This is a genomic window from Leifsonia sp. TF02-11, assembly GCF_017565305.1.
In the GTDB taxonomy this organism is placed as follows: Bacteria; Actinomycetota; Actinomycetes; order Actinomycetales; family Microbacteriaceae; genus Leifsonia.
Window position 1 is genome coordinate 35079 of the sequence record NZ_JAGEKP010000032.1, and the last position, 20200, is coordinate 55278.

Sequence of the window (20200 nt, forward strand, 5' to 3'; positions counted from 1 at the left end):
CTCACGCCTCCTTGAGCGAGCGGTCGCGCGTCGCGTACTGCTGCGCGAGGGAGAAGACCAGGATGAGCAGGCTCAGGATCAGAGCGAGTGCCGCGCCGAAGCCGAACTGCTGATAGGTGAACGCCGTCTGGTAGACCTCCAAGGCGAGCGTCTGGGTGGCGCCGGCCGGGCCTCCCCCGGTGAGCGCCACCACCTGGTCGAAGACCCGGAGGCCCTGGATGAGCGTCAACGTCGTCGCGATGGCGACCGACGGCTGGATCTGCGGGAGGACGACGTAGCGGAACCGCTTGAAGGTGCTGGCGCCGTCGAGCGCCGCCGCCTCCTCCATCTCGATCGGGACGGTCGCGAGGCCAGCCAGGTAGATGACCATGACGAAGCCGATGTTCTGCCAGACCATCACGATCAGCACGCACCAGATGGCGAGCGTCGGGCTGGCCAGCCAGTTCTGCTTGGGGAGGCCAACGGCGGTCATCGCCTGGTTGAGCGGGCCGTTGTAGTCGAAGATGAACTTCCAGATGTACGAGACCGCGATCGGGCTGACGACCACGGGCATGAAGATCAGGGTTCGGAGGACGTAGCGCGACTTGAGCGAGCGGTTCAGCGCCAGGGCGAACAACAAGCCGAAGATGTTGGTGAAGACCAGGAATCCGAAGGCCAGGATGAGGGTGTTCCACAGCGACCCGATCAGTTCGGGTGTCTGGAAGATCTTGACGAAGTTCTGCAGGCCGACGAAGTCGAACGGGCCGAGGCCCGACCAGTTCGTGAAGGCGAAGAACCCTCCCGCGATCGTGGTGGCGTAGATCACGATCAGCATCAGCACGAGGGCGGGAAGCGCCCACCACCAGCTGCCGAGCTTCACCCGGTAGGGCTTGGTGCGGGGCGCACGCTGGGGCGACGCCACCGGGGCCGTGGCCCCGCGCGTGGTGGCCCCACTCTTCGTGGTCGGGGTCTTCGTGCTCATCGTCCGCACCTCTGACTGCGTCGTCATCGATTCGTTCCTTTCACAACCGGGTTCGGGCGGCCGGCCCGGCGAAGGGTCGGCCGCCCGGGTCGCCGGATCAACCCCAGTCGGTGTCCAGCTGCTGCAGCACCTGCTTGACGGTCATCTGACCGGTCAGGATGCCCTGCACGCCGTTGCCGAGGTCGGTGTAGACCTTGGCGTTCGGCCACTCGGTGGGTGCGTAGCCCCGGGTGTCGTTCTTCGCGATCTCGTCCTTGATGCCGGCGTACTGCGGCAGAAGAGAGGAGTCGTTGCTGACATTCACCGGGATGGTGCCGACCTGCTTGGAGTACTCCTGCTGTCCCTTGTCCGAGACGATGTAGCTCAGGAACTTCGTCGCGAGCTTCGGGCTCTTGGTCTTTGCGCTCGCGGTGACGCCCTGGTCGGCACTCAGCGACAGGTAGGTCTTGGTGCCCTGTGGCGCCCCGACGGGGAGGGCGATGAGCTTCACGTGACCGCCGGCGGCCTGCATGATCTGCTGGGCCGCTGCGCTCGGGGCGAAGAAGCCGAGGATCTTGCCGGAGGACGCGCCGTTGGTCAGGGCGTCGAAGCCTGCGCTGGTGGCGCCGTCCTGGAAGCAGCCCGCGTCGTACATCTTCTTGATGGACTCCAGCGCGGTCGTCCAGCCCTTGGTGCCGGCGAAGGTCACCTTGTTCTTGGCGCGGTCCGCGTTCCAGTTCTTGTTCGGGCCGTAGACCGTGGAGGTCGCGAGCGCGACGGCGAGGATGCCGTTGTTCTGGTAGGTCGATCCGGCCAGACCGAAGACCGTCTTGCCGGCCGCACGGGCCGTGCCGCACTGCGCGATGATGTCGTCGAGGCTGGTCGTCGCGTCGATCTACACGCCGATGGACTGGGCGAGCTCGTCGTTGTAGATGACGCCGTTCAGCTGTGTGCCGAGCGGGACGCCGTAGATCTTGCCGTTGTAGGTGTAGAGGCTCTTCGCGGAGTCGGGGAGGTTCGACGCGATCGACGGGTCGTCGAGCGGTAGCACCAGCCCGGACTTGGCCCACGGGAGGATCGAGTTGGACTGGCCGGTGCCGCCCTCCGCGTAGAACGTGTCCGGAGCGTTGCCACCCTGTACGCGGGTGGCGATCGTCGTCGGGTAGCTCTGCACGGGGAGGTTCTGGGTCGTCACGGTGACGCCCTTGTTCTCGGCCATGAACGACGTGGCCAGGCTGTCGTAGGCCGCCTTGTCCTGGTCGTTGGTCGCGCCGTAGGCGAAGGTGATGGTCTGCGGCTCCGTGCCGGAGGAGTTCCCCGAGCCGGAGCAGCCTGCGAGCAGGAGGCCCGTTGCGGCGGGGATGGCGAGCCAGGCGAGCCGGGCTGTGCGGCTCCTGCGGGTGTGCTTCATCGGATTGACCTCTTCCAAGACTTCGTTGTCGATGAGAGCGGCGGCTGTGTCGCCGTCCTCATGGGGGCAGTTTCGAGTGTCGCAGCGGTAAAGCAGATAAACAACGGTAGTTCTGCTTATCCCAGACATAAGCTGGGTCGATACGCGATCGATACGCTGAGCGGCACACCCCGCCGAGACCGGCGTCGATATAGTGAAAATCGCCGGCCCGAGGAGGAAAGGATCACATCGTCGTGACCGATTACCCGTTGATGTCGCGGCTCGATCTGAACCTCTTGATCGCGCTCGACGCCCTGCTCACCGAGCGCAGCGTGACGCGCGCGGCCGAGCGGCTGCGCCTCAGCCAGCCCGCTCTGAGCGCCTCGCTGTCGCGGCTGCGCATCCACTTCGGCGACCCGATCCTGGCCCGCCGCGGCAACACCTACGAGCTGACGCCGTTGGCGCTCCGGCTGGCCGACCACACCACGATCGCACTGGACGCCGCCCGCCGGGTGTTCGAGAGCCAGGCCACCTGGGATCCCTCCGAGTCGGTGCGCCAGTTCTCGATCTACGGGTCCGACTACGGCTTCACGACCATCGGCCGCACCGTGTCCGAGCTGGCCGCCGCGCAGGCTCCCGGCGTGCACTTCCGGTTCATGCTGCACAACCCGACCGTGGTCGAGGACGCGACGAACCGGCTGCGCTCGGTGGACGGCATGGTCATCCCGCACGGCTTCCTCACCGAGCTGCCGTTCGCCGACCTCTGGCAGGACGACTGGGTCGCGATCGTCGCCGAGGACAACGACGAGGTCGGTGATTCGCTGTCGCGCGAGGAGATGTCGAAACTGCCCTGGGTGATGAACTACCAGTCGCGCTCGGCCTTCACCTCCGCAGAGCGGCAGGTCCAGCAGCTCGGCATCGAGCCCAACGTGGAGGTGGTCGTCGAGAGCTTTCTCGCCATCCCGCACTTCATCGCGGGCACCCGGCGCGTGGGCATCATCCACCGAGCGCTCGTGCCGCTCGCCCAGCGCGCCGGTGCCGTGCGCGTGGTCGGCCTCCCGTTCGCTCCGACGCCGATCGTCAACGCGCTGTGGTGGCACCCCGTGCACACGCACGACCCCGAGCACACCTGGATGCGCGGCCTCTTCGAGGAGGCCGGCCGCATCGTCGCCGCCGGCGAGCACACCTAGCGCGCTTCTGCCTTCCGCCGAAGGGCACGTAAGCGACGTGGGTTGCTCACCAGCGGTCGCCGACCCACTCCACGACGGCGGCGAGCGTGCGCGCCGCGCCGGGGTGCGACGGCTCGTCGATGTGGGCGTGATCGGCGTCGGGTTCGACGTGGAGGGTGCTGTCGCGCCCGGCGACCGCGAGCCGGGCGGCGAAGGCCTCGCCCGACGGACGCAGGCCGTCCTGCTCGCAGACGACCACGAGGGTCGGCGGGAACCCGCCGACCGAGCCCAGCCCCGGGAACGCGTGCGGATCGTGCAGGGCCTCTGGCGACCCTGCGAAGTTCAGCGACAGCTGCGTGAACGGCGAGTCCGGATCGACGGCCGTACCGGGATGCGCGCCGTCCGGGTCGAGCGCGGGATAGACGAGCACCAGCCCGGCGGGCAGCGCCTCCCCCGCGTCGCGGAGGCGCGCCGCCGCGCCCGCTGCGAGGTTGCCGCCTGCGCTCGCTCCGCCGAGCAGCAGCGCACCCGGCTCGGCGCCCAGCAGCTCCGCGCTGTTCGCCCTGGCGTACCTCCACCCGGCGAGCACGTCGTCCGACGGCGCAGGGAAGTGCACGTCGCCGAGGCACTTCACGTAGTCGATCGCGAGCACGGGGATGCCGCGCGCCGCGAGCTCCAGTGCCACCCAGTTCGACTCCGGCATGTCGAGGTGGCCGCCGATGAAGGCGCCTCCGTGCACCCACACCAGTGCCGCGCCCGCGTGCGCGACCGTGTCGTCGCGGTACAGCCGGGCCGGTTGCCGGCCGCTCGGCGCTTCGACGGCGAGGTCGCGTGTTCGAACGTGCGCCAAGCGCGGGAACCGCCTCCGCAGCGATGCCGTGTCGATGTCGGGCCGAGGGTCCGCCGGCTCGCCGTGCTCACGAAGCCACGCCAGCGCCTCCGGCAACGGCACGGTGCGGAGGTCTGGCTGCGTGTCCGTCATGAGTCCCTACCGCCCGGCCGTCGCGAGCGACCGCATGCTCGCCCGGATCAGATCGTGCTGCCTGCGCACGAGCAGGAGCGGGTCGACCTCCCCCAGCTCGGCGAACGCGTGCCCCTCCCACTCGCTCGACCAGTAGCCGCGGTAGCCGCCCTCGACGAACACCCGCACGAGCTCGGGGTAGTCGATCGCGGGCTCCTGGCCGTCGTCGTCGATGTCGTAGAACTTGGCGTGCACGTGCTGGATCTGCGGCATGATGTCCGCCCACTCGCGCGGGTCGACATGACCGTGCATGTTGAAGGCCAGGTGGGCGAAGGCGCCCAGGCGGCCCGGGTCGAAGCCGCGGCTGTCGAGGTAGCCGATGAACTCCTGCTGGCGCTCGCGCATCGACGCGTCGGTCGACCAGATCTCCTGCAGCCGCTGCACCTCCTCGTCGCCCAGGCCGGCACGGCGCACGGCGCGCAGCAGCGTCGGCGACATGCTGTGCATGGTCGAGGAGAAGTCGGCGACGAAACCGAGCAGCGGCGAGTCGAGCTCGGCGTAGACATCGCGCACCTTCACGATCTCCGGCGAGTTCGGCCCCATCGGCGCGTGGATCTCGTACGCGAGCTTCAGGTCGAGTTCTTCCGCGACGGGCAGGAGGCGACGCATCAGCTCCGGCTTGGCCGACTGGATGCGCACCAGCGGGAACCCCAGCTTCGCCGCTCCGCGGAACAGCAGCTCGCTGACCTCGAACTCCTCGTCGGGCGTCATGTCGCGGTCGCGGCGCTTACCCATGTCGAGGTTCGCGCCGAACGAGCTGGCGTCGAAGCCGTGCCGGTCGAAGGCCTTCCGCCACGTCGCGACGAACGCGTCGGAGACGACCGGGTAGGTCGGCAGCACCTGTGAGGCCACGATCTCGATGCCCGGGCCGATGCCGAGCTCGGCCACGCGATCCAGGAGGCCGTCGAAGTCGAACCAGCCGGCGCGGAACTCCGCACTGGCCGAGTACAGCGTCAGCCCGAGCCGGAACGGGTCCGCTTCGGTCGCCTCCGGAGCCGGCGGCACATCGGTCACGAGCACCGGTGGCGGCACGTCGTGATCGGTCGCGGTCAGCGTCAGCCGCTGGTGCACGACGTTCGGCACGTACAGGCCGGGGCCGCCGTCCTCCCCCGGCCTGATCTGCATGTACGGCAGCCGCAGCTCGCCGTGCAGCTCGACCTCGTGCGTCTCGCCGAGCGCGACAGCGATGTCGCGCCGCACGATCAGCAGCGGGTGCGACTGCAGGTACCAGAGCACGTCGCTCTGCTGCGGGAGGTCGGCGATCGAGTAGCGCACGCCGTCGAGCTCGAAGGCGAGATCCTCCTCCGGAACCTCGACGCCGTCGACGGTGAGACGCAGGGTCGTGACCGACGACAGCCAGAGGCTGCGGTACCAGGGGATGGTGAGGGCGAGGGCGACGCCCTCCGGATGGACGCGCAGGCTCGCGTCGTCGATGAGTCCGTTGGGCATGTCAGTTCCTGTCTGCGAGCGCCGGGGCGCCACCGGCGGAGGCCCCCGCACGCTCGGCGGCGATGGATCGGATGAGGGCGTGCTGCCGGCGCAGCTGGTCGGACGCGCGGTAGGGCTCGTGGTGGCCCTCGTACTCGCTCGACAGCCAGCCGGTGTAGCCGGAGTCGACGACGACGTCGACGATCTCCCGCCACGGGATGTAGTGGTCGACGAGGTCGTCGTCCACCTCGTAGAACTTGGCCTGGAAATAGACGGTGTGCTCCATGACATCGCGCAGATCCGAGACCGGCACGAACGGCACGTCCGGCGGCATCGCTCCCCCGTCGCCCATGCGGAAGGCGGCTGTTCCGCCGCGCCGCTGATAGCGCTGCACGTCGAAGACGCCGGTGTCGATCAGGAGGCCGAACTGCGAGGTGCCGGTGCGCTCCTTGAACTCCAGGTACTCCTCGACCACCGGGGACTTGATGACGGTCGGCCAGTGGATCTCGGGGCAGATGACGATGCCGAGCTGCTCCGCCAGCTCGAGGTTGCGCTCCACGGCCTCCTGCCAGATCGGGTCGACCCGGAGGTCGCCGGAGATCACGCCGATCTTCGGCCGCACGAACGAGAAGCCGAGCCTGCCGGCCAGCCGCAGGTCGAGTTCGAGCTGGGCGGCCCCCTCGGCCGCCGTCATCGTCCGGCCGGGGAACCGCCGGGTGTCGATCCACGATCCGTAGAGGGTCGGGGTGAGCCCGAGACGCTCGTTGCGGGCGAACCACGCGTCGATCCACGCGCTGGAGGGATTCGGGTAGTCCGCGATGTGGCCCTCGCCGAGGAGTTCGAGCCCGGTGGCGCCGAGGTCCGCGACGTCCTCGATGCAGTCCTCGACCGTCATCGTGACGCCGATGTCCTCGGTGTAGCTGTACAGGGAGACGCCCAAACCGAACGGAAGCGCGCTCATCGGACGATCACCGCCTTCCGGGTCGTGGTCCAGATCGAGGGCTGGAGCTCTTCGGGGATGTACGACATGCGCAGCCGCAGTTCGAGCGTCACGTCGTGGATGCCGCGGGCCAGTCCGCCGGGCTTGGGCACGGTGAGCACGGCCGGCGCGTCCATCGGCCAGCGCGCGTCGGGCGATCGCTGCAGTTCGTCGAAGGTGTAGTCCGTCGCGCCGGACGGACCGGCCGGCAACGTCCAGACGATGTCGTCGCCGGCGAACTCCTCGCCGTCGACGGTCACCGTCGGCTTCTCGATCAGGTTGCCCCAGAGGCCGCGGTAGTACGGGCTCCGCACCCGCAGCTGGAACCCCGTGGGGGCGTCCTCCGGCCCGACGTTGCGGAACCCGGCAGCCTGGATGAGCTGTTCCTCGAGCATGTCGTCCTTCCCTTCAGTTCGTTCGTCCGGCGGCCTCGGCCACCGCGGTCAGTCGGCGCGCAGCCTCGCGTGCGCCGCGCACGGCGATCGCGACGCTCATCAGCGTGGGGTTCATCGTGGTCGCCGTCGGGATGAGCGCGTTGCCGCCGACGAGGAGGTCGTCGTAGCCCCACACCCGCGAGTACGGGTCGGCCACCGAGGTGCCGTCGTCCTCCGCGCCGAGCCGCATGGTGCCCTGGTAGTGCAGGCTGGAGCCGTTCGGGAGCAGCCGCGGCTCGGCGACGAAGGTGCCGAGCGCGTTCCCGGCGCGGCGCAGCCGCTCGGTGGCCGCGGCGATCTCCGCCTGCTCATCATCCGTGAGCGCGTAGCTGATCGTGAAGTTCGGGAAGCCGCGATAGTCGAGCTCGTCGTCGTCGAAGGTGACGGCGTCGTCGAAGCGCGGTCGCTTGCGCATGCCGTAGCCCATGTTGACGTAGCCCCATCGGTTGCCGGCCGCCGGATGCTCCGGGTCGAGCTGGAAGGGCGGGCTCTCCGCGTACATCACCTGCAGCGAGAAGGGGTGGTCCGGCTCCGAGAACGGGATGCGGTTCACGGCCGCGACCGGGTCGGCCGGGTTCGTCGCACGGCGGGCGAGCTCGCGGTCGAGCTCCTCCTCCGTCGCGAACCGGCTCATGCTCGCGGCGTCGAGGGCGACGGTCGAGATGACCACAGGATGCTCGGTGAGGTAGTGGCCGAGCGCCCGCGGCCGGATGCCCGACGCCCACAGCAGCTGCGGGGAGCGGAAGGCGTCGGCGGCGACGACGACGAGGTCGGCCTCCACCGGATAGATCTCGTGACTGCGGAGGTCTTCGACGGTGACGCCGGTGACCCGGCCGTCGGCGTGGTCGATGCGGCGCACCAGTGAGAGGTCGCGCAGCTCGAAGCGCTCGGCCAGCGGGCTCTCGGGGTCGAGCAGCGGCCCGAGCACCACATCCGCGCCCGCCCAGCGCATCGTGCCGTCGGGCTGCGGGTCGCCGGACACCGGCAGGGTGCCAGGGCCGAAGCCTTCGGGCAACTCGCCCGCGAACTCCTCTGCCAGCAGCGACCGGATGGCCGACCCGATCTCGGAGTCGGCGAACGCAGCGGTCTGCACGTGCAGCAGCCGCGAAGCCTCGGCGATCAGCTCCTCCCACTCGGCGTCGGCGATGAACGGGATGCGCTCGCTGAACGACGGGCTCGGCGTCGCGCACGTCCAGTGCGCGCCCATGCCGCCCACGTTGGTGGAAGCCGCGGCGGCCGGGAACGTCGGCGCATGCGCAGAACCCTCGCCGCCGTAGTCGAGCAGGTGCGTACCCCCGCGTGCGGTGAACATGCCCTCCACCACCGCCGACGGGATGCCGAGCGATTCGCGGAACACGCCGGCCTGCGGACCCTGCGACCGTTCGCGCGCCCGCTCCTTCTCGTCGGGGTCGGGGATGTTGCGGACGTTCTCGCCGGCGATGGGGGTCAGCTGCGGGCCGGCCTCCAGCATCACCACGCGCGCATCGGGAACGGCCTCCAGCAGCAGCCGGGCATAGGCGGAACCGACGGGGCCGCTGCCGACGACGGCGATGGTGTGGGTGATCATGATGCTCTCCTGCGGGTCAGGCTCGGGCGGGTCAGCGCTCAGGCGGCGGGGATGGACTCGGTCGCGGCCGCGCGCAGCGGGCCGGGATCGTCGGACAGGCGGCTGTTCGGCAGCAGGATCGACGCGACCACCCCGACGAGGTAGGTCGCGGCGAGCGCGACGAAGACGGGGACGAAGACGCCCTGATAGACCTGCGCGATCTGCTGCTGCACGGCCGCGCTCTGGGTGTGAACGACGGCAGGGGTCAGCGTCGCGGGGTCGAGTCCCGCGGGCAGGAGCGCGACGACGGTCGCGCCGATGATGCCGCCGATGAGGGCGGTGGCGACGGTCGCACCGACCTGGCGGACGAGGTTGACGCTCGCGGTGATCGCACCGGTCTCGGTGCGCGGCACCGCGCTCTGCACGACCGCGACGATCAGGCTCATGAAGGCGCCGGTGCCGAGCCCCACGACCGCCATCGCGATCGTGGGAGCCCAGAGCGGCGCACCGACGGGAAGCAGGGCCATGGCGCCGAGCCCGGCGGCGCCGAGCGCGGTGCCGACGAGCGGATAGACGCGGTAGTGGCCGGTGCGGCTCACCAGCCAGCCGGTGACGAGATTGCTGACCAGCATCCCGAAGACCGTCGCGATCGGGACGAGCCCGGAGACCGTAGCGCTGGTGCGGTACGCCATCTGGAAGTACGTGGGCAGGTAGGAGGTGATCGAGAACAGCCCGATGCCGACGATCGCGGAGATCACGGTTCCGGTGGCGACCGTGCGGTCACGGAAGTGGCCGAGCGGCACCAGCGGCTCCTCCACCCGCAGCTCGACGACGAAGAAGACGGCGAACGCCACGGCGGCGACGACGAACGCGACGACCGTGGCGAGCGCCTGCGAGCGATCGCCCACTCCGGTGACGGCGAGCACCAGGGCGACCAGTCCGACGGTGAGGGCGATCGCACCCCCGACGTCGAACCTCCCGCCTCGCCCCGGCTCGATGTGCGGCACCGCGACGATCGCGAGTGCCAGCGCGACGACGCCGACGGGCGCGTTGATCCAGAACACCCACGGCCAGCCCCAGTTGTCGGTGATGATGCCGCCGAGCACGGGCCCGATGAGAATCGCGACCGGGAAGGCCGCGCCGACGATCGCCATGAACTTCGGCCGCTGCCGCGGGGTCGTCGTCTCGGCGATGATCGTCTGCGACATCAGCTGCAGGCCGGCCGAGCTCATCCCCTGCACGATGCGCGCGACGATCAGCCAGACGATGCCGTTCGCGAAGCCGCAGGCGACGGACGTGACGATGAACACGACGACGGAGGCCAGGAAGACCGCGCGGGGTCCGATCCGGTCGCCGAGCTTGCCGAGCACCGGCAGCAGGACGGTGCTGGCGAGCGTGTAGCCCACGACGATCCAGCTCATGTGCTCGAGCGCGCCGAGCTGGCCGGCGACCGTGGCGATCGCGGTGCTGACCACGGTGTTGTCGAGGGCGCCGAGGAAGGACACGACGAGGAGGGAGGTGACGAGGAGGCGGAACCTCAGTGGCGAGAGCGGCATACGCGAGACCCGAACGATCGGGTGATCGACGCGACGGTTTGTGCCCTCGCCGCAACGTCACGGTGAGGAACGGGCCTGCGGCCCCGACGTCATGGTGATTCTAAGACAATCTTCCGCCTGTTTTCAACCTAAGTACTCAGGCGATTCGTCACGAATATCGAGATTCGTGCCACGAATGTCGACATTCGTCACGAATCTCCGGCCGCGCTCAGCGCCGTCGCGAGGCGGTGGAGGCGGTGCTGGTAGGCCGCGAAGTCCTCGTCGTCGACCAGGAAGTGCGCGCCGTACATCGTGCGCAGCACGCACTCGGAGTACAGCACGCGCGCCACCTCGTGCCCGTTCGGCACCGCGAGCGCACCACCGAGGCGCGCGACGAACCGGCGGGACTCCGCCGCGCCGGCGCCGAGGAGCTCCGGATCGTCGACCGACCGCGAGATCACCGCCCTCAGGAAGGCGGCGTGCGCGTCGAACAGCCGCGTGATCACAGCCACGGCGCGACCGGCGGCGTCAGTCACGCCGTCGATGGTCGCGCCGCTCTCGAAGAGTTCGTCCTCGGTCTCCCGCATCTGCCTGAGCCCGAGCTCGTAGACCGCGGCGAAGAGCCCGGCCCTGCCGTCCACCCGGGCGTAGATCGAGGGTGCGGAGACCCCCGTGCGCCGGCAGACCTCGGAGATCGACAGCGCCTCCCAGCCTCCGGCCTCGAAGAGCTCCGCGGCGGTGCGGAGCACGCGCTCCCAGCTCTCGCGGCTCCTCGCTTGAAGGGGCTCTCGCTCGGCGAACTCGGCGGTCATGCCTCCATCCTCGCGCACGCCCTCGCCCCGGTCAGGGCGCCGCAGGGGAGACGATCCCCGCTCCCATCTCGTCGAGCTGCGCGATGATCTCCCCCGGACTCTTCTCGCCGACCTGCTTCTGGAGGATCGGCGTGTGGTCGAGCACGAAGTCCCGCACGGGGCGCACGACGCGCGGCGCATGGTGGAAGGCCCGCCCGAGGATGTACGCCTGCTGCACCTGCGCGGTGGTGTGCGGGATGCGCGGCGTCTCGTAGCGCACCAGCGCGGCCTCGACCGCAGAGCGATCCGCGAGGTCGACGCCGGCGAGGGCCTGGCCGAGGAAGTAGCCGTCGCAGATCGACATGCCCGCGCCGTAGGCCGCATAGGGCGAGGTGGCGTGCGCGGCATCGCCGGCGAGGGTGACCCGGCCTTTCGACCAGCGCTTCAGGGGCGTGCGGTCACGGATCGGCCAGCGCTGGAGGTGATCGGCGGGGGTCGCCCTGACGAGCGCTTCGAGCGCGCCGCCGAAACGCTGCGCGAGCGCGAGGGCGTGCGCGTGCAGGTCGGTCGGCGGCTCTCGGCGCGGGTCCCACGCCTCGAGCACCCACCACTGGAATCCCTCCTGGTCGCCCCGCCGGATCGACGTGTAGCTCCCCTGCACCCGGCGGTCATGGGTCAGCACCGCCTCCCCCACCTCCGCCGTCGGAACGGGTTCGAACGTGTACCCGCCGATGATGTGGAGACGGTGGTCGCGCTTCTCGCTCGGGCCCCAGAGCCGGCGTCGCACCAGCGAGTCGATGCCGTCGGCGCCGACGAGGACGGGCGCCTGGAGCGTCTCGCCGTCGCGCAGGGCCAGGCGCACACCGTGGTCGCCGGTGTCGTCGATCTCCACCACCTCCTGATTCGTGCGCAGCATGCCCTCCGGCAGCGCGGCGAGCATCCGCTCGTACAGGTCGGGGCGGAGCATCCCGATGAACCCGCCGCCGAACTCCTCGCGCACCCGCTCGGGGATCCGGATGTCGGCGCGCACGTGGCCGCTCGCGCTGCGGAAGGTCGTGTGGCACGGCGCTCCGAGTTCGGTGGTGTCGACTCCCATCGCCCGGAGCGCCTTGATGGGCGGCGGCCACAGATTCAGGATGTTGCCGGCCGGGCGAGCCTCCGGGTACCGCTCCAGGATGATCACCGGGTGTCCGGCGGTGTGCAGCGAGAGCGCGCTGGCCATTCCGGCCGGCCCGCCGCCCAGGACGACGATCGGCGCCCCGGTGATCCCACGTTCGTTCATGTCCGCTCCTCATCGAGTTGCGACGACTGTAGGGGCGATCGAGCAAAATGTAAAGCAATTACAATTCACTTCGGTCGATTATTGACATAAGCGCCGAGGCTGTGTAGCGTCGTCGTCTACACAGGCGGGGTGAGGGCGCCCGGCACCACGGCCGGCAGCGAATAATCCCCCTCGGCGCCCTCAGCGCGCCGGGCGAGCACGAGGACTCACGCGTCCCGCTTGTGCATGCCTCCAGCGGTGTCGCGGCCCAGCACTGGAGCAGAGGATGACCATCTCCCCCACGCCGCCGGCGTGCCCTTTCAGCGATCCCGAGCGGCTCTTCGCCGACCTCGACGCGACGCGGCGCGAGGGCGGCGCCCCGCCCGCCGAGACCTTCGGCGGCGCCCGCGTCTTCACGCGCTACGACGACATCGTCGCCGCCCTCCACGACCCGGGGACCTTCTCGTCGCAGCCGGCGGTCGGCACCGTCCCGCCGCCGTGGCGCGAACAGTTCGAGGGGCGCGTGCCGAGCCGCGGAACGCTGCTCGGCGTCGACAACCCCGACCACGACCGGCTGCGATCGAGCGTCAACACCTTCTTCATGCCTCGCAGGCTCGCACGGTTCGAGCCGTGGATCCGCGAGGAGGCGCACCGGCTCGTCGACGGATTCGCCGGGCGCGGGGAGGCCGATCTCAAGACGGTCTTCGCCCTCCCGTTGCCGCTGCGGGTCGTCAGCCGGATCGTCGGGCTCGACCCGGATCGCGCGGAGTGGGTCGGCGAGGCGCTCGGCTTCTTCCTCGGCCCCAGGGACCTCTACCACCCGGGTACGCCGGACGAGAAGGCCGCCAAACTGCTCGACCTCCACGATCACCTCCGTGAGCTGATGGAGCTGCGCCGCCATGACCGCCAGGACGACCTCATCAGCCACATCTGGGACCAGCGCGACAGCGGCGCCGTCGAGCTGACCGACTTCGAGATGCTGTCGATGTTCCCCGGGCTGATGCTCGCCGGCCATGAGACGTCGTCCAACCTGATCTGCATGGCGCTCGCCCACTTCCTGGCCGACCCGGAACTGTATGCACGCGTGCAGCGCGACGACGCCTCCCGGGCGCGCGCACTGGAGGAGGTGTTCCGGTTCGAGTCCGCCATCACCGGGATGAAGCGGCTCGTCACCCGCGACACCGAGTTGGGCGGGGTCGGTCTGCGTGCCGGCGAGGACGTCTTCCTCGCCTACGCCGCCGGCTCCCGTGACCCCGGTCGCTTCGACGACCCGGGGCGGATCGATGTCGACCGCACCTGGGAATCGCCGCACCTCGGGTTCGGGCAGGGCGTGCACGCCTGCCTCGGCGCTCCGCTCGCTCGCCTGCTGCTGCGTGTGGAACTCGGCGTGCTCCACGAGCGCCTGCCCGACCTCCGGCTCGCGGTCCCGGAGGAGGGGCTGCGGCACACGGTCGTCTCCGAGGGCCGAGGGCTCGTCTCGCTGCCGCTCGCCTGGACGCCGACGGCGCCGACCGCACGCCCGCGCGTCTCGGCGTCCGCGAGCGCAGCGGCACCGGAGTCGCCGGCTCCCGATTCGCTGCCCGTGGTGGTGAGCGACCGTCGCGAGGTGGTCCCGGGTGTCGTCGAACTCACTCTCGTCGCCGACGGCGGCAGCCTCCCATCATGGCGGCCCGGTGCGCACATCGACCTGGAACTGCCGGACGGCCTGGTGCGCCAGTACTCGCTCGCGGGCGACCCCGCCGAGGCCGGGTACCGGGTGGCCGTGCTGCGGGAGGCCGCGGGACGCGGCGGTTCCCTGGCCGCGCACGAGCGGGTCGCGGTCGGCGACCGGCTGCTGATCCGCGGTCCACGCAACCACTTCGCGCTGCGGCCGGCTCCGTTCTCGCTGTTCCTCGCCGGTGGGATCGGCATCACGCCGCTGCTGCCGATGGTCGCGGAGGCCGAGGCGGCAGGCGCCGGCTGGCGACTGCTCTATCTGGGGCGATCGCTCGCGACGATGGCGTACGCCGCCGAGCTCGAGGAGCGCTATGGCGCGAACGTGTACCTGTGGCCCAGCGGCGAGCGCGGTCGCTACGACGTCGACGACCTGTGGAGGCGCCTCCCCGCCGGCGGCCTCGTCTACGCGTGCGGACCGGAGGAGCTCCTGCTGGCCGTCGAGGAGTCGGCGCGCCGGGCCGGGCGCACCGACAGCGTCGTCGTCGAGCGTTTCGCGCCGCGCGCGGTCTCGGCCCTCCCGAATCGCCCGTTCGACATCGAGCTGCGCCGCACGGGCGCCACCGTGCGCGTCGCGGCGGACGAGTCCGCCCTCGACGCCGTCAACCGTGCGGGCGCGAACGTGCTCTCGACCTGTCGGGAGGGCACCTGCGGCACCTGCGAGGTCCGCGTGCTCGCCGGGACTCCCGAGCACCGCGACTCGGTGCTCGGTCTGGAGGAACGGCTCGCCGGGGACACCATGATGGCCTGCGTCTCCCGGTGCATCGGCGAGCGGCTCGTGCTCGATCTCTGACAGTCGCGTGCCCGCGATTCGTCACGAATGTCGCGATTCGTGCCACGAATGTCGCGATTCGTCACGAATGTCACGATCGACCGCGAGAGTCGGGAGGATCGGGATTCGTCACGAATGTCGCGATTCGTGCCACGAATGTCGGGATTCGTCACGAATGTCGGGCGGGGCGGGCGCCGCTGCGGGCAGCGCCGCGTCGAGCAGCGCCGCGACGAGGGCGGGGTAGTCGAGACCCGTCGCGGCGAACATCCGCGGCACCTGGGACTGCTCGGTGAAACCGGGCGTCGTGTTCACTTCGTTCAGCACGACGCCCTCCGCGGTGACGAAGAAGTCGAAGCGGGCGACTCCCGCGCAGCCGAGCGCGTCGTAGAGGGCGCGGGCCGCCGCCTCGATGGCCGCGTGCTCGTCGGCGGACACGCGCGCCGGCAGCGTGAACGACGCCGAACCGTCGTACTTCTGCTCGCGGTCGAAGACCGCCCCGTCGGCCACGGCGATCTCGAGGGTCGAACCGGCGCGCACGACGCCGTCGCGGTCGCGGAACAGGGCGATGTCCACTTCGCGTCCGGAGACGAACGCCTCGATCAGCGCCGAGCCGCCCGCCGCCCGCGCGGTGCCGATCGCGGCGGCGAGCTCCTCGGACTCCCTGACCACGGTGACCCCGTTGCTCGACCCGCCGAACGTCGGCTTCACCACGAACGGCGGCTCCAGCGGTAGCTGCGAGGCGTCGAACCGGTCGTCGACGAGCACGGCGGGAGCGGTGCGGATGCCGAGCGACTCCGCGACGAGCTTCGTGACCCACTTGTCCATGCCCAGCGCGCCTGCGCGCACCGGGGAGCCGACGAACGGCACGCCGGTCAGGGTCAGCAGTCCGGCGACGGCGCCGTCCTCGCCGTCCACGCCGTGCAGCACGGGGAACGCCGCATCGCACGACACCAGGCTGGAGACCGCCTGAGCGGGATGGATCGGGCCGTCGTGGAGGTGCCAGCCGCCTCGCCGGTCGACGGTGAGCGCGACGGCGGTCAGCCCGAGGGCGCGGACCGCGCGCACGACGGCGGCGGCCGACGCGAGCGACACGTCGTGCTCCTCGTTTGCGCCGCCGCCGATCACCGCGACACGGCGGATGGTCGAATCACGCATGAGCCACCTCGCCGATCGTCGCTGCCGACGCGGCCGACGCACCCGGCGAGGCCGACGCACCCGGCGCCGTCGACCGGTGGATGCGCGCGACGCGGCTGCCGATCCGCGTGACGATCTCGTGCTCGATCGTCCCCGACCAGCCGGCCCATTCGGCGACCGTCGGCTCGCCGTGGTCGCCCGGGCCGAACACCGTGACCGACTCCCCCGCCGCGAGGAGGTCGTCGCCGGTGTCCACGACCAGCATGTCCATCGAGAACCGGCCGACGACGGGCCGGCGGCGGCCGCGCACCAGCACCTCGGCACGCTCCGACGCCGCCCGCGGCAGGCCGTCGCCGTAGCCGACGGGCAGCAGCGCGAGGTTCGTGCGCCGATCGGCGACGTGCTCCAGCCCGTAACCGATCCCTGTCCCCGCCGCGACCTCCCTGGAGCCGACGACGGTCGTCGTCAGCGAGAGCGCAGGGCGCAGCCGGTCGGAGGTGCCGGACGGGTCGATCCCGAACAGCCCGGCGCCGATGCGGTGCAGCCCGAACCCCGAGCCGACGCCGGTCACGGTCGCGGCCGTCGCGGCCAGGTGGGCGACGGAGGGCGCCAGGCCGCGGCGCTGCGCCGTCCGCATCGCGTTGATGAAGACCAGCCGCTCACGCCGGTTCTGCGGGTGGTCGGGCCGGTCGGCGCACGACATGTGGCCCATCACCCCGACGACGCGGATACTGCCGAGCGCCTCCAGCTCGCGCGCGACGCCGCAGAGCGCCGACCATTCGGAGGCGGGGGCGCCGTCACGCGCCATGCCGACGTCGATGTGCAGGTGGACGCGCGCACGCCGTCCGAGCAGCGCCGCCGCGCGGCCGACCGCGTGCAACAGCCGCACGCTCTGGACCGCGAGATCGATGTCGCCTGCGACCGCCGCCGCGAAGTCGGCGTCGACCGGGTTGAGCCAGCTCAGGATCGGCGCGCGGACTCCCGCCGCCCGCAGCGCGAGCGCCTCGTCGATGGAGGTCACCCCGATGGAGGTGGCTCCCGCCGCCAGCACGGACTGCGCGATCGCGCCGTGACCGAACGCGTCGGCTTTGAGCACCGCCATCAGGCGGCCTCCCGTCGCGGCGGCGAAGTAGGCGGCGTTCGAGCGGATCGCTTCGTCGTCGACGACGAGTTCGGAGGTCCACGTCATCATCGGCCCCCGGTGCTCGCGAATCGACGCACGCTGGTGTCATGCATTCCCTCAGAATGTGGGATACCGGAAGCCGATCCATCCCTCCAACTATGCGAACCCGTCATCCGCAGGGATGACGTCAGAGCAGCATGGGAGCCCGAGATGTGCGCCGAAAGGTGGCGTCTCCGATCGCGAAACGCGACACTCGGCGCACAGGTGATCTTCCACCGCGGCGACCCGGCACCAGAATGAATCCATGCCGCAGGTCGCAGACGTCGCAGACGGAGCCGAGAACGAACGCATTGCGCGAGCGGAGGACGGCTCGGCCGGCTGGCGCGACTGGGGGCCATACGTCGCCGAGCGCGCCTGGGGCACCGTCCGCGAGGACTACAGCGCCGACGGCGACGCGTGGGAGTTCTTCCCGCACGACCACGCCAGGAGCCGCGCCTTCCGGTGGAACGAGGACGGCATGGCCGCCTTCTCGGACCTCAAGCAGACCTGGTGCCTCGGGCTCTCGCTGTGGAACGGGCGCGACCCGATCCTCAAGGAGCGGATGTTCGGCCTCGCGGGCCCGCAGGGGAACCACGGGGAGGACGTCAAGGAGTACTGGTGGTACCTCGACGGCACGCCGACCCATACCTGGAACACCTGGCGGTACCACTATCCCCAGGCCGAGTACCCCTACGCCGACCTGATCGCCACGAACGCGGCCCGCAGCAGGCTCGAGCCCGAGTACGAGCTCGTCGACACCGGCGTGTTCGACGACGGCCGGTACTGGGTGGTGACCGTCGACTACGCCAAGGACGGCCCGCACGACCTCCTGATGCGCATCACGATCGAGAACGCCGGACCCGATCCCGCGACGCTGCACGTGCTGCCGACTCTCTGGTTCCGCAACACCTGGTCGTGGGGTTACGACGTCGAGAAGCCGTCGCTGCGCCTCGACGGCGAGCGCATCGTCGGATCCGGGCCGTCGGGAACGCTGGCCCTGCGCGGCGAGGGCGCGCCGGAGGCACTCTTCTGCGACAACGAGACGAACACCGCGCGGCTGTTCGGCGCGACCGCCGACGAGTCCCCCGCGTTCCCGAAGGACGGGATCAACGACCATGTGATCGACGGGGCGGCGACCGTGAACCCCGACCACACCGGCACCAAGGCGGCCCTCCACTACACGGTCGAGCTCGGTCCGGGCGAGACGCGCGTGATCCGAGTGCGGCTGACCGGCACCGAAGCGGCGCCCGCGGGCCTCGAGGCGCAGGAGCTCGGGCCCGGCTTCGACGCCGTCGTCCAGCAGCGCGCAGCGGAGGCCGACGCGTTCTACGCGGCCCTCCCGAACGCCCCGACCGACCCGGACGAGGCCCGCGTGCTGCGCCAGGCGTTCGCCGGGCTGCTCTGGTCGAAGCAGTACTTCCACTTCAACGTGGACAAGTGGCTCGACGGCGACCCGGGGAGTCCTCCCCCGCCTCCCGGACGCGGCAGCGTGCGCAACGGGCAGTGGCGGCACTTCGACGCCGACGACGTGATCCTGATGCCAGACCCCTGGGAATACCCGTGGTTCGCCGCGTGGGATCTCGCCTTCCACTGCGTGACGATGGCGCACATCGACCCCGCGTTCGCCAAAGCACAGCTGATCCTGCTCTTGCGCGAGTGGTACATGCACCCCAACGGGCAGCTGCCCGCGTACGAGTGGAACTTCTCCGACGTCAACCCGCCGACGCACGCGTGGGCGGCGATCCAGGTGTTCCTCATCGACGGCGGCACCGACTACGACTTCCTCGCCCGCATCCTCCACAAGCTGCTGATCAACTACACCTGGTGGACGAACAGCAAGGACAAGGACGAGGACGACCTGTTCGAGGGCGGCTTCATGGGCCTCGACAACATCGCGCCGCTCAACCGGTCGACGCTGCCGCCGGAGGTCGGGACGCTGGAGCAGGCCGACTCGACCGGCTGGATGGCGAACTACGCCCTCGACCTCCTCGAGATCGCCCTGCGGCTGGCGCGCCGCAACGACGTCTACGAGGACGTCGCCGTGAAGTTCGGCGAGCAGTTCCTGCGCATCGCGGGCTCGGCCAACAGCTCGGGGATGTGGGACGACGAGGACGCCTACTTCTACGACCTGCTCCACCTGGCCGACGGCAGGGAGGTGCCGCTCAAGGTGCGCTCGCTGGTCGGTCTCGTGCCCGTCGTCGCCTCCCTCGCGTACGACGAGCCGGGCGTGCGGACCATCCCGGAGTTCCGGCAGGTGCTGAACCGGTATCTGGCGAAGCATCCAGAGCTCGGGGCGTCGTTCCATCGCAGACGCTTCGGCGACCAGCAGGTCTACCTGCTGGCGATGGTCTCGCCGGAGCGGTTGACGCGGATCCTGAAGCAGGTCTTCGACACCGCGGGGTTGCTCAGCGACCACGGGATCCGCGGCGTCTCCGCCTACCACCGCGAGCACCCGTTCACGGTGGAGGTCGGCGGCGTCGAGGCGTCGGTCGACTACGAGCCGGCCGAGTCGACCTCCCCGCTGTTCGGCGGCAACTCGAACTGGCGCGGGCCGGTCTGGTTCCCGCTCAACGCCCTCCTGATCGCCGCGCTGCAGCACTACGAGTCGCACGGCGAGACCGGTGTGCGCATCGAGGACCCGCTCGGCTCGGGCAACGCGCTGACCCCCGGGGAGGCGGCGGACGACCTCTCCCGCAGGCTGATCTCGCTGTTCCTCCCCGGCCCGGACGGGCGGCGACCGGCCGACGCCCGCTACCCGCTGCTCTCGGCCGACCCGCGCTGGAAGGACAACATCTTCTTCTACGAGTACTTCGACGGTGACACCGGCCAGGGCCTCGGCGCCTCCCACCAGACCGGCTGGACGGCGATGGTGGCGCACCTGATCCTGACGCGGAGTCGATGACGGGCGACGATTCGTCACGAATC

Annotated in this window: 14 protein-coding genes and 1 pseudogene; 3 read left to right on the forward strand and 12 right to left on the reverse strand. The window is 70.4% G+C overall.

Translation table 11 applies throughout. The annotated features are described in order from the left end of the window. Window position 1 precedes the first annotated feature (1 nt). Together JNB50_RS24165 and JNB50_RS24170 are read right to left on the reverse strand one after the other, a co-directional pair. Complete coding sequence (locus JNB50_RS24165) at window positions 2–988, reverse strand: carbohydrate ABC transporter permease (protein ID WP_243768930.1); 987 nt, start codon at window positions 986–988, stop codon at window positions 2–4. Window positions 989–1058: 70 nt separating this feature from the next. Next, window positions 1059–2480, reverse strand: a pseudogene (locus tag JNB50_RS24170) (ABC transporter substrate-binding protein). Window positions 2481–2584: 104 nt separating this feature from the next. On the opposite strand from JNB50_RS24170, the gene JNB50_RS24180 reads away from it, so the two are divergent. Beyond that, a complete protein-coding gene (locus tag JNB50_RS24180; RefSeq protein WP_208042644.1) occupies window positions 2585–3520 on the forward strand; it encodes a LysR family transcriptional regulator in 936 nt (311 codons plus the stop codon). Between the two features lie 46 nt (window positions 3521–3566). Here the strand turns inward: JNB50_RS24180 and JNB50_RS24185 are convergent, their stop codons facing one another. The 8 genes from JNB50_RS24185 to JNB50_RS24215 all read right to left on the reverse strand — a co-directional run bounded on the left by JNB50_RS24185 (window position 3567) and on the right by JNB50_RS24215 (window position 12515). After that, window positions 3567–4481 (reverse strand): alpha/beta hydrolase, encoded by a 915-nt coding sequence (locus tag JNB50_RS24185; protein ID WP_208042645.1) that lies wholly within the window; start codon window positions 4479–4481, stop codon window positions 3567–3569. A 6-nt stretch (window positions 4482–4487) separates the two neighbouring features. After that, window positions 4488–5969 carry a DUF6379 domain-containing protein gene (locus JNB50_RS24190; protein ID WP_208042646.1) on the reverse strand — a complete coding sequence of 494 codons (1482 nt, stop codon included), beginning with the start codon at window positions 5967–5969 and terminating at the stop codon, window positions 4488–4490. A gap of 1 nt (window position 5970) precedes the next feature. Further along, on the reverse strand, window positions 5971–6909 hold the full coding sequence (locus tag JNB50_RS24195; protein WP_243768931.1) for a sugar phosphate isomerase/epimerase: 939 nt from the start codon (window positions 6907–6909) through the stop codon (window positions 5971–5973). Further along, entirely contained in the window at window positions 6906–7322 is a 417-nt protein-coding gene (locus tag JNB50_RS25350; RefSeq protein WP_243768932.1) for a DUF6379 domain-containing protein, read from the reverse strand. The genes JNB50_RS24195 and JNB50_RS25350 overlap by 4 nt, the downstream gene beginning before the upstream one ends. Before the next feature lie 13 nt (window positions 7323–7335). Continuing rightward, entirely contained in the window at window positions 7336–8928 is a 1593-nt protein-coding gene (locus JNB50_RS24200) for a GMC oxidoreductase (RefSeq protein ID WP_208042647.1), read from the reverse strand. Between the two features lie 38 nt (window positions 8929–8966). Further along, window positions 8967–10463, reverse strand: a complete 1497-nt coding sequence (locus JNB50_RS24205; protein WP_208042648.1) for an MFS transporter — start codon at window positions 10461–10463, stop codon at window positions 8967–8969. Between the two features lie 188 nt (window positions 10464–10651). Continuing rightward, the gene (locus JNB50_RS24210) at window positions 10652–11254 is read right to left on the reverse strand and encodes a TetR/AcrR family transcriptional regulator (RefSeq protein ID WP_208042649.1); all 603 of its coding nucleotides are present in this window, start codon (window positions 11252–11254) and stop codon (window positions 10652–10654) included. A gap of 31 nt (window positions 11255–11285) precedes the next feature. Next, complete coding sequence (locus tag JNB50_RS24215; RefSeq protein ID WP_208042650.1) at window positions 11286–12515, reverse strand: NAD(P)/FAD-dependent oxidoreductase; 1230 nt, start codon at window positions 12513–12515, stop codon at window positions 11286–11288. Window positions 12516–12780: 265 nt separating this feature from the next. Between JNB50_RS24215 and JNB50_RS24220 the strand changes: the two genes are divergently transcribed. After that, the gene (locus tag JNB50_RS24220) at window positions 12781–15000 is read left to right on the forward strand and encodes a cytochrome P450 (protein ID WP_208042651.1); all 2220 of its coding nucleotides are present in this window, start codon (window positions 12781–12783) and stop codon (window positions 14998–15000) included. A gap of 108 nt (window positions 15001–15108) precedes the next feature. Here JNB50_RS24220 and JNB50_RS24225 read toward each other — a convergent pair whose 3' ends face one another. Together JNB50_RS24225 and alr are read right to left on the reverse strand one after the other, a co-directional pair. Next, a complete protein-coding gene (locus JNB50_RS24225; RefSeq protein ID WP_208042652.1) occupies window positions 15109–16134 on the reverse strand; it encodes a D-alanine--D-alanine ligase in 1026 nt (341 codons plus the stop codon). Next, a complete protein-coding gene (alr, locus tag JNB50_RS24230; protein ID WP_243768933.1) occupies window positions 16127–17305 on the reverse strand; it encodes an alanine racemase in 1179 nt (392 codons plus the stop codon). The genes JNB50_RS24225 and alr overlap by 8 nt, the downstream gene beginning before the upstream one ends. Window positions 17306–17540: 235 nt before the next feature. Here alr and JNB50_RS24235 point away from each other — a divergent pair, with 235 nt between their 5' ends. Continuing rightward, the gene (locus tag JNB50_RS24235) at window positions 17541–20177 is read left to right on the forward strand and encodes a glucosidase (protein ID WP_243768934.1); all 2637 of its coding nucleotides are present in this window, start codon (window positions 17541–17543) and stop codon (window positions 20175–20177) included. Window positions 20178–20200: the final 23 nt, after the last annotated feature.

Bases quoted from the DNA above. Each gene is read 5' to 3' on its own strand.
- JNB50_RS24165 (WP_243768930.1), bottom strand. From the start codon at position 988: ATGACGACGCAGTCAGAGGTGCGGACGATGAGCACGAAGACCCCGACC.
- JNB50_RS24185 (WP_208042645.1), bottom strand. From the start codon at position 4,481: ATGACGGACACGCAGCCAGACCTCCGCACCGTGCCGTTGCCGGAGGCG.
- JNB50_RS24190 (WP_208042646.1), bottom strand. From the start codon at position 5,969: ATGCCCAACGGACTCATCGACGACGCGAGCCTGCGCGTCCATCCGGAG.
- JNB50_RS24195 (WP_243768931.1), bottom strand. From the start codon at position 6,909: ATGAGCGCGCTTCCGTTCGGTTTGGGCGTCTCCCTGTACAGCTACACC.
- JNB50_RS25350 (WP_243768932.1), bottom strand. From the start codon at position 7,322: ATGCTCGAGGAACAGCTCATCCAGGCTGCCGGGTTCCGCAACGTCGGG.
- JNB50_RS24200 (WP_208042647.1), bottom strand. From the start codon at position 8,928: ATGATCACCCACACCATCGCCGTCGTCGGCAGCGGCCCCGTCGGTTCC.
- JNB50_RS24205 (WP_208042648.1), bottom strand. From the start codon at position 10,463: ATGCCGCTCTCGCCACTGAGGTTCCGCCTCCTCGTCACCTCCCTCCTC.
- JNB50_RS24210 (WP_208042649.1), bottom strand. From the start codon at position 11,254: ATGACCGCCGAGTTCGCCGAGCGAGAGCCCCTTCAAGCGAGGAGCCGC.
- JNB50_RS24215 (WP_208042650.1), bottom strand. From the start codon at position 12,515: ATGAACGAACGTGGGATCACCGGGGCGCCGATCGTCGTCCTGGGCGGC.
- JNB50_RS24220 (WP_208042651.1), top strand. From the start codon at position 12,781: ATGACCATCTCCCCCACGCCGCCGGCGTGCCCTTTCAGCGATCCCGAG.
- JNB50_RS24225 (WP_208042652.1), bottom strand. From the start codon at position 16,134: ATGCGTGATTCGACCATCCGCCGTGTCGCGGTGATCGGCGGCGGCGCA.
- alr (WP_243768933.1), bottom strand. From the start codon at position 17,305: ATGATGACGTGGACCTCCGAACTCGTCGTCGACGACGAAGCGATCCGC.
- JNB50_RS24235 (WP_243768934.1), top strand. From the start codon at position 17,541: ATGCCGCAGGTCGCAGACGTCGCAGACGGAGCCGAGAACGAACGCATT.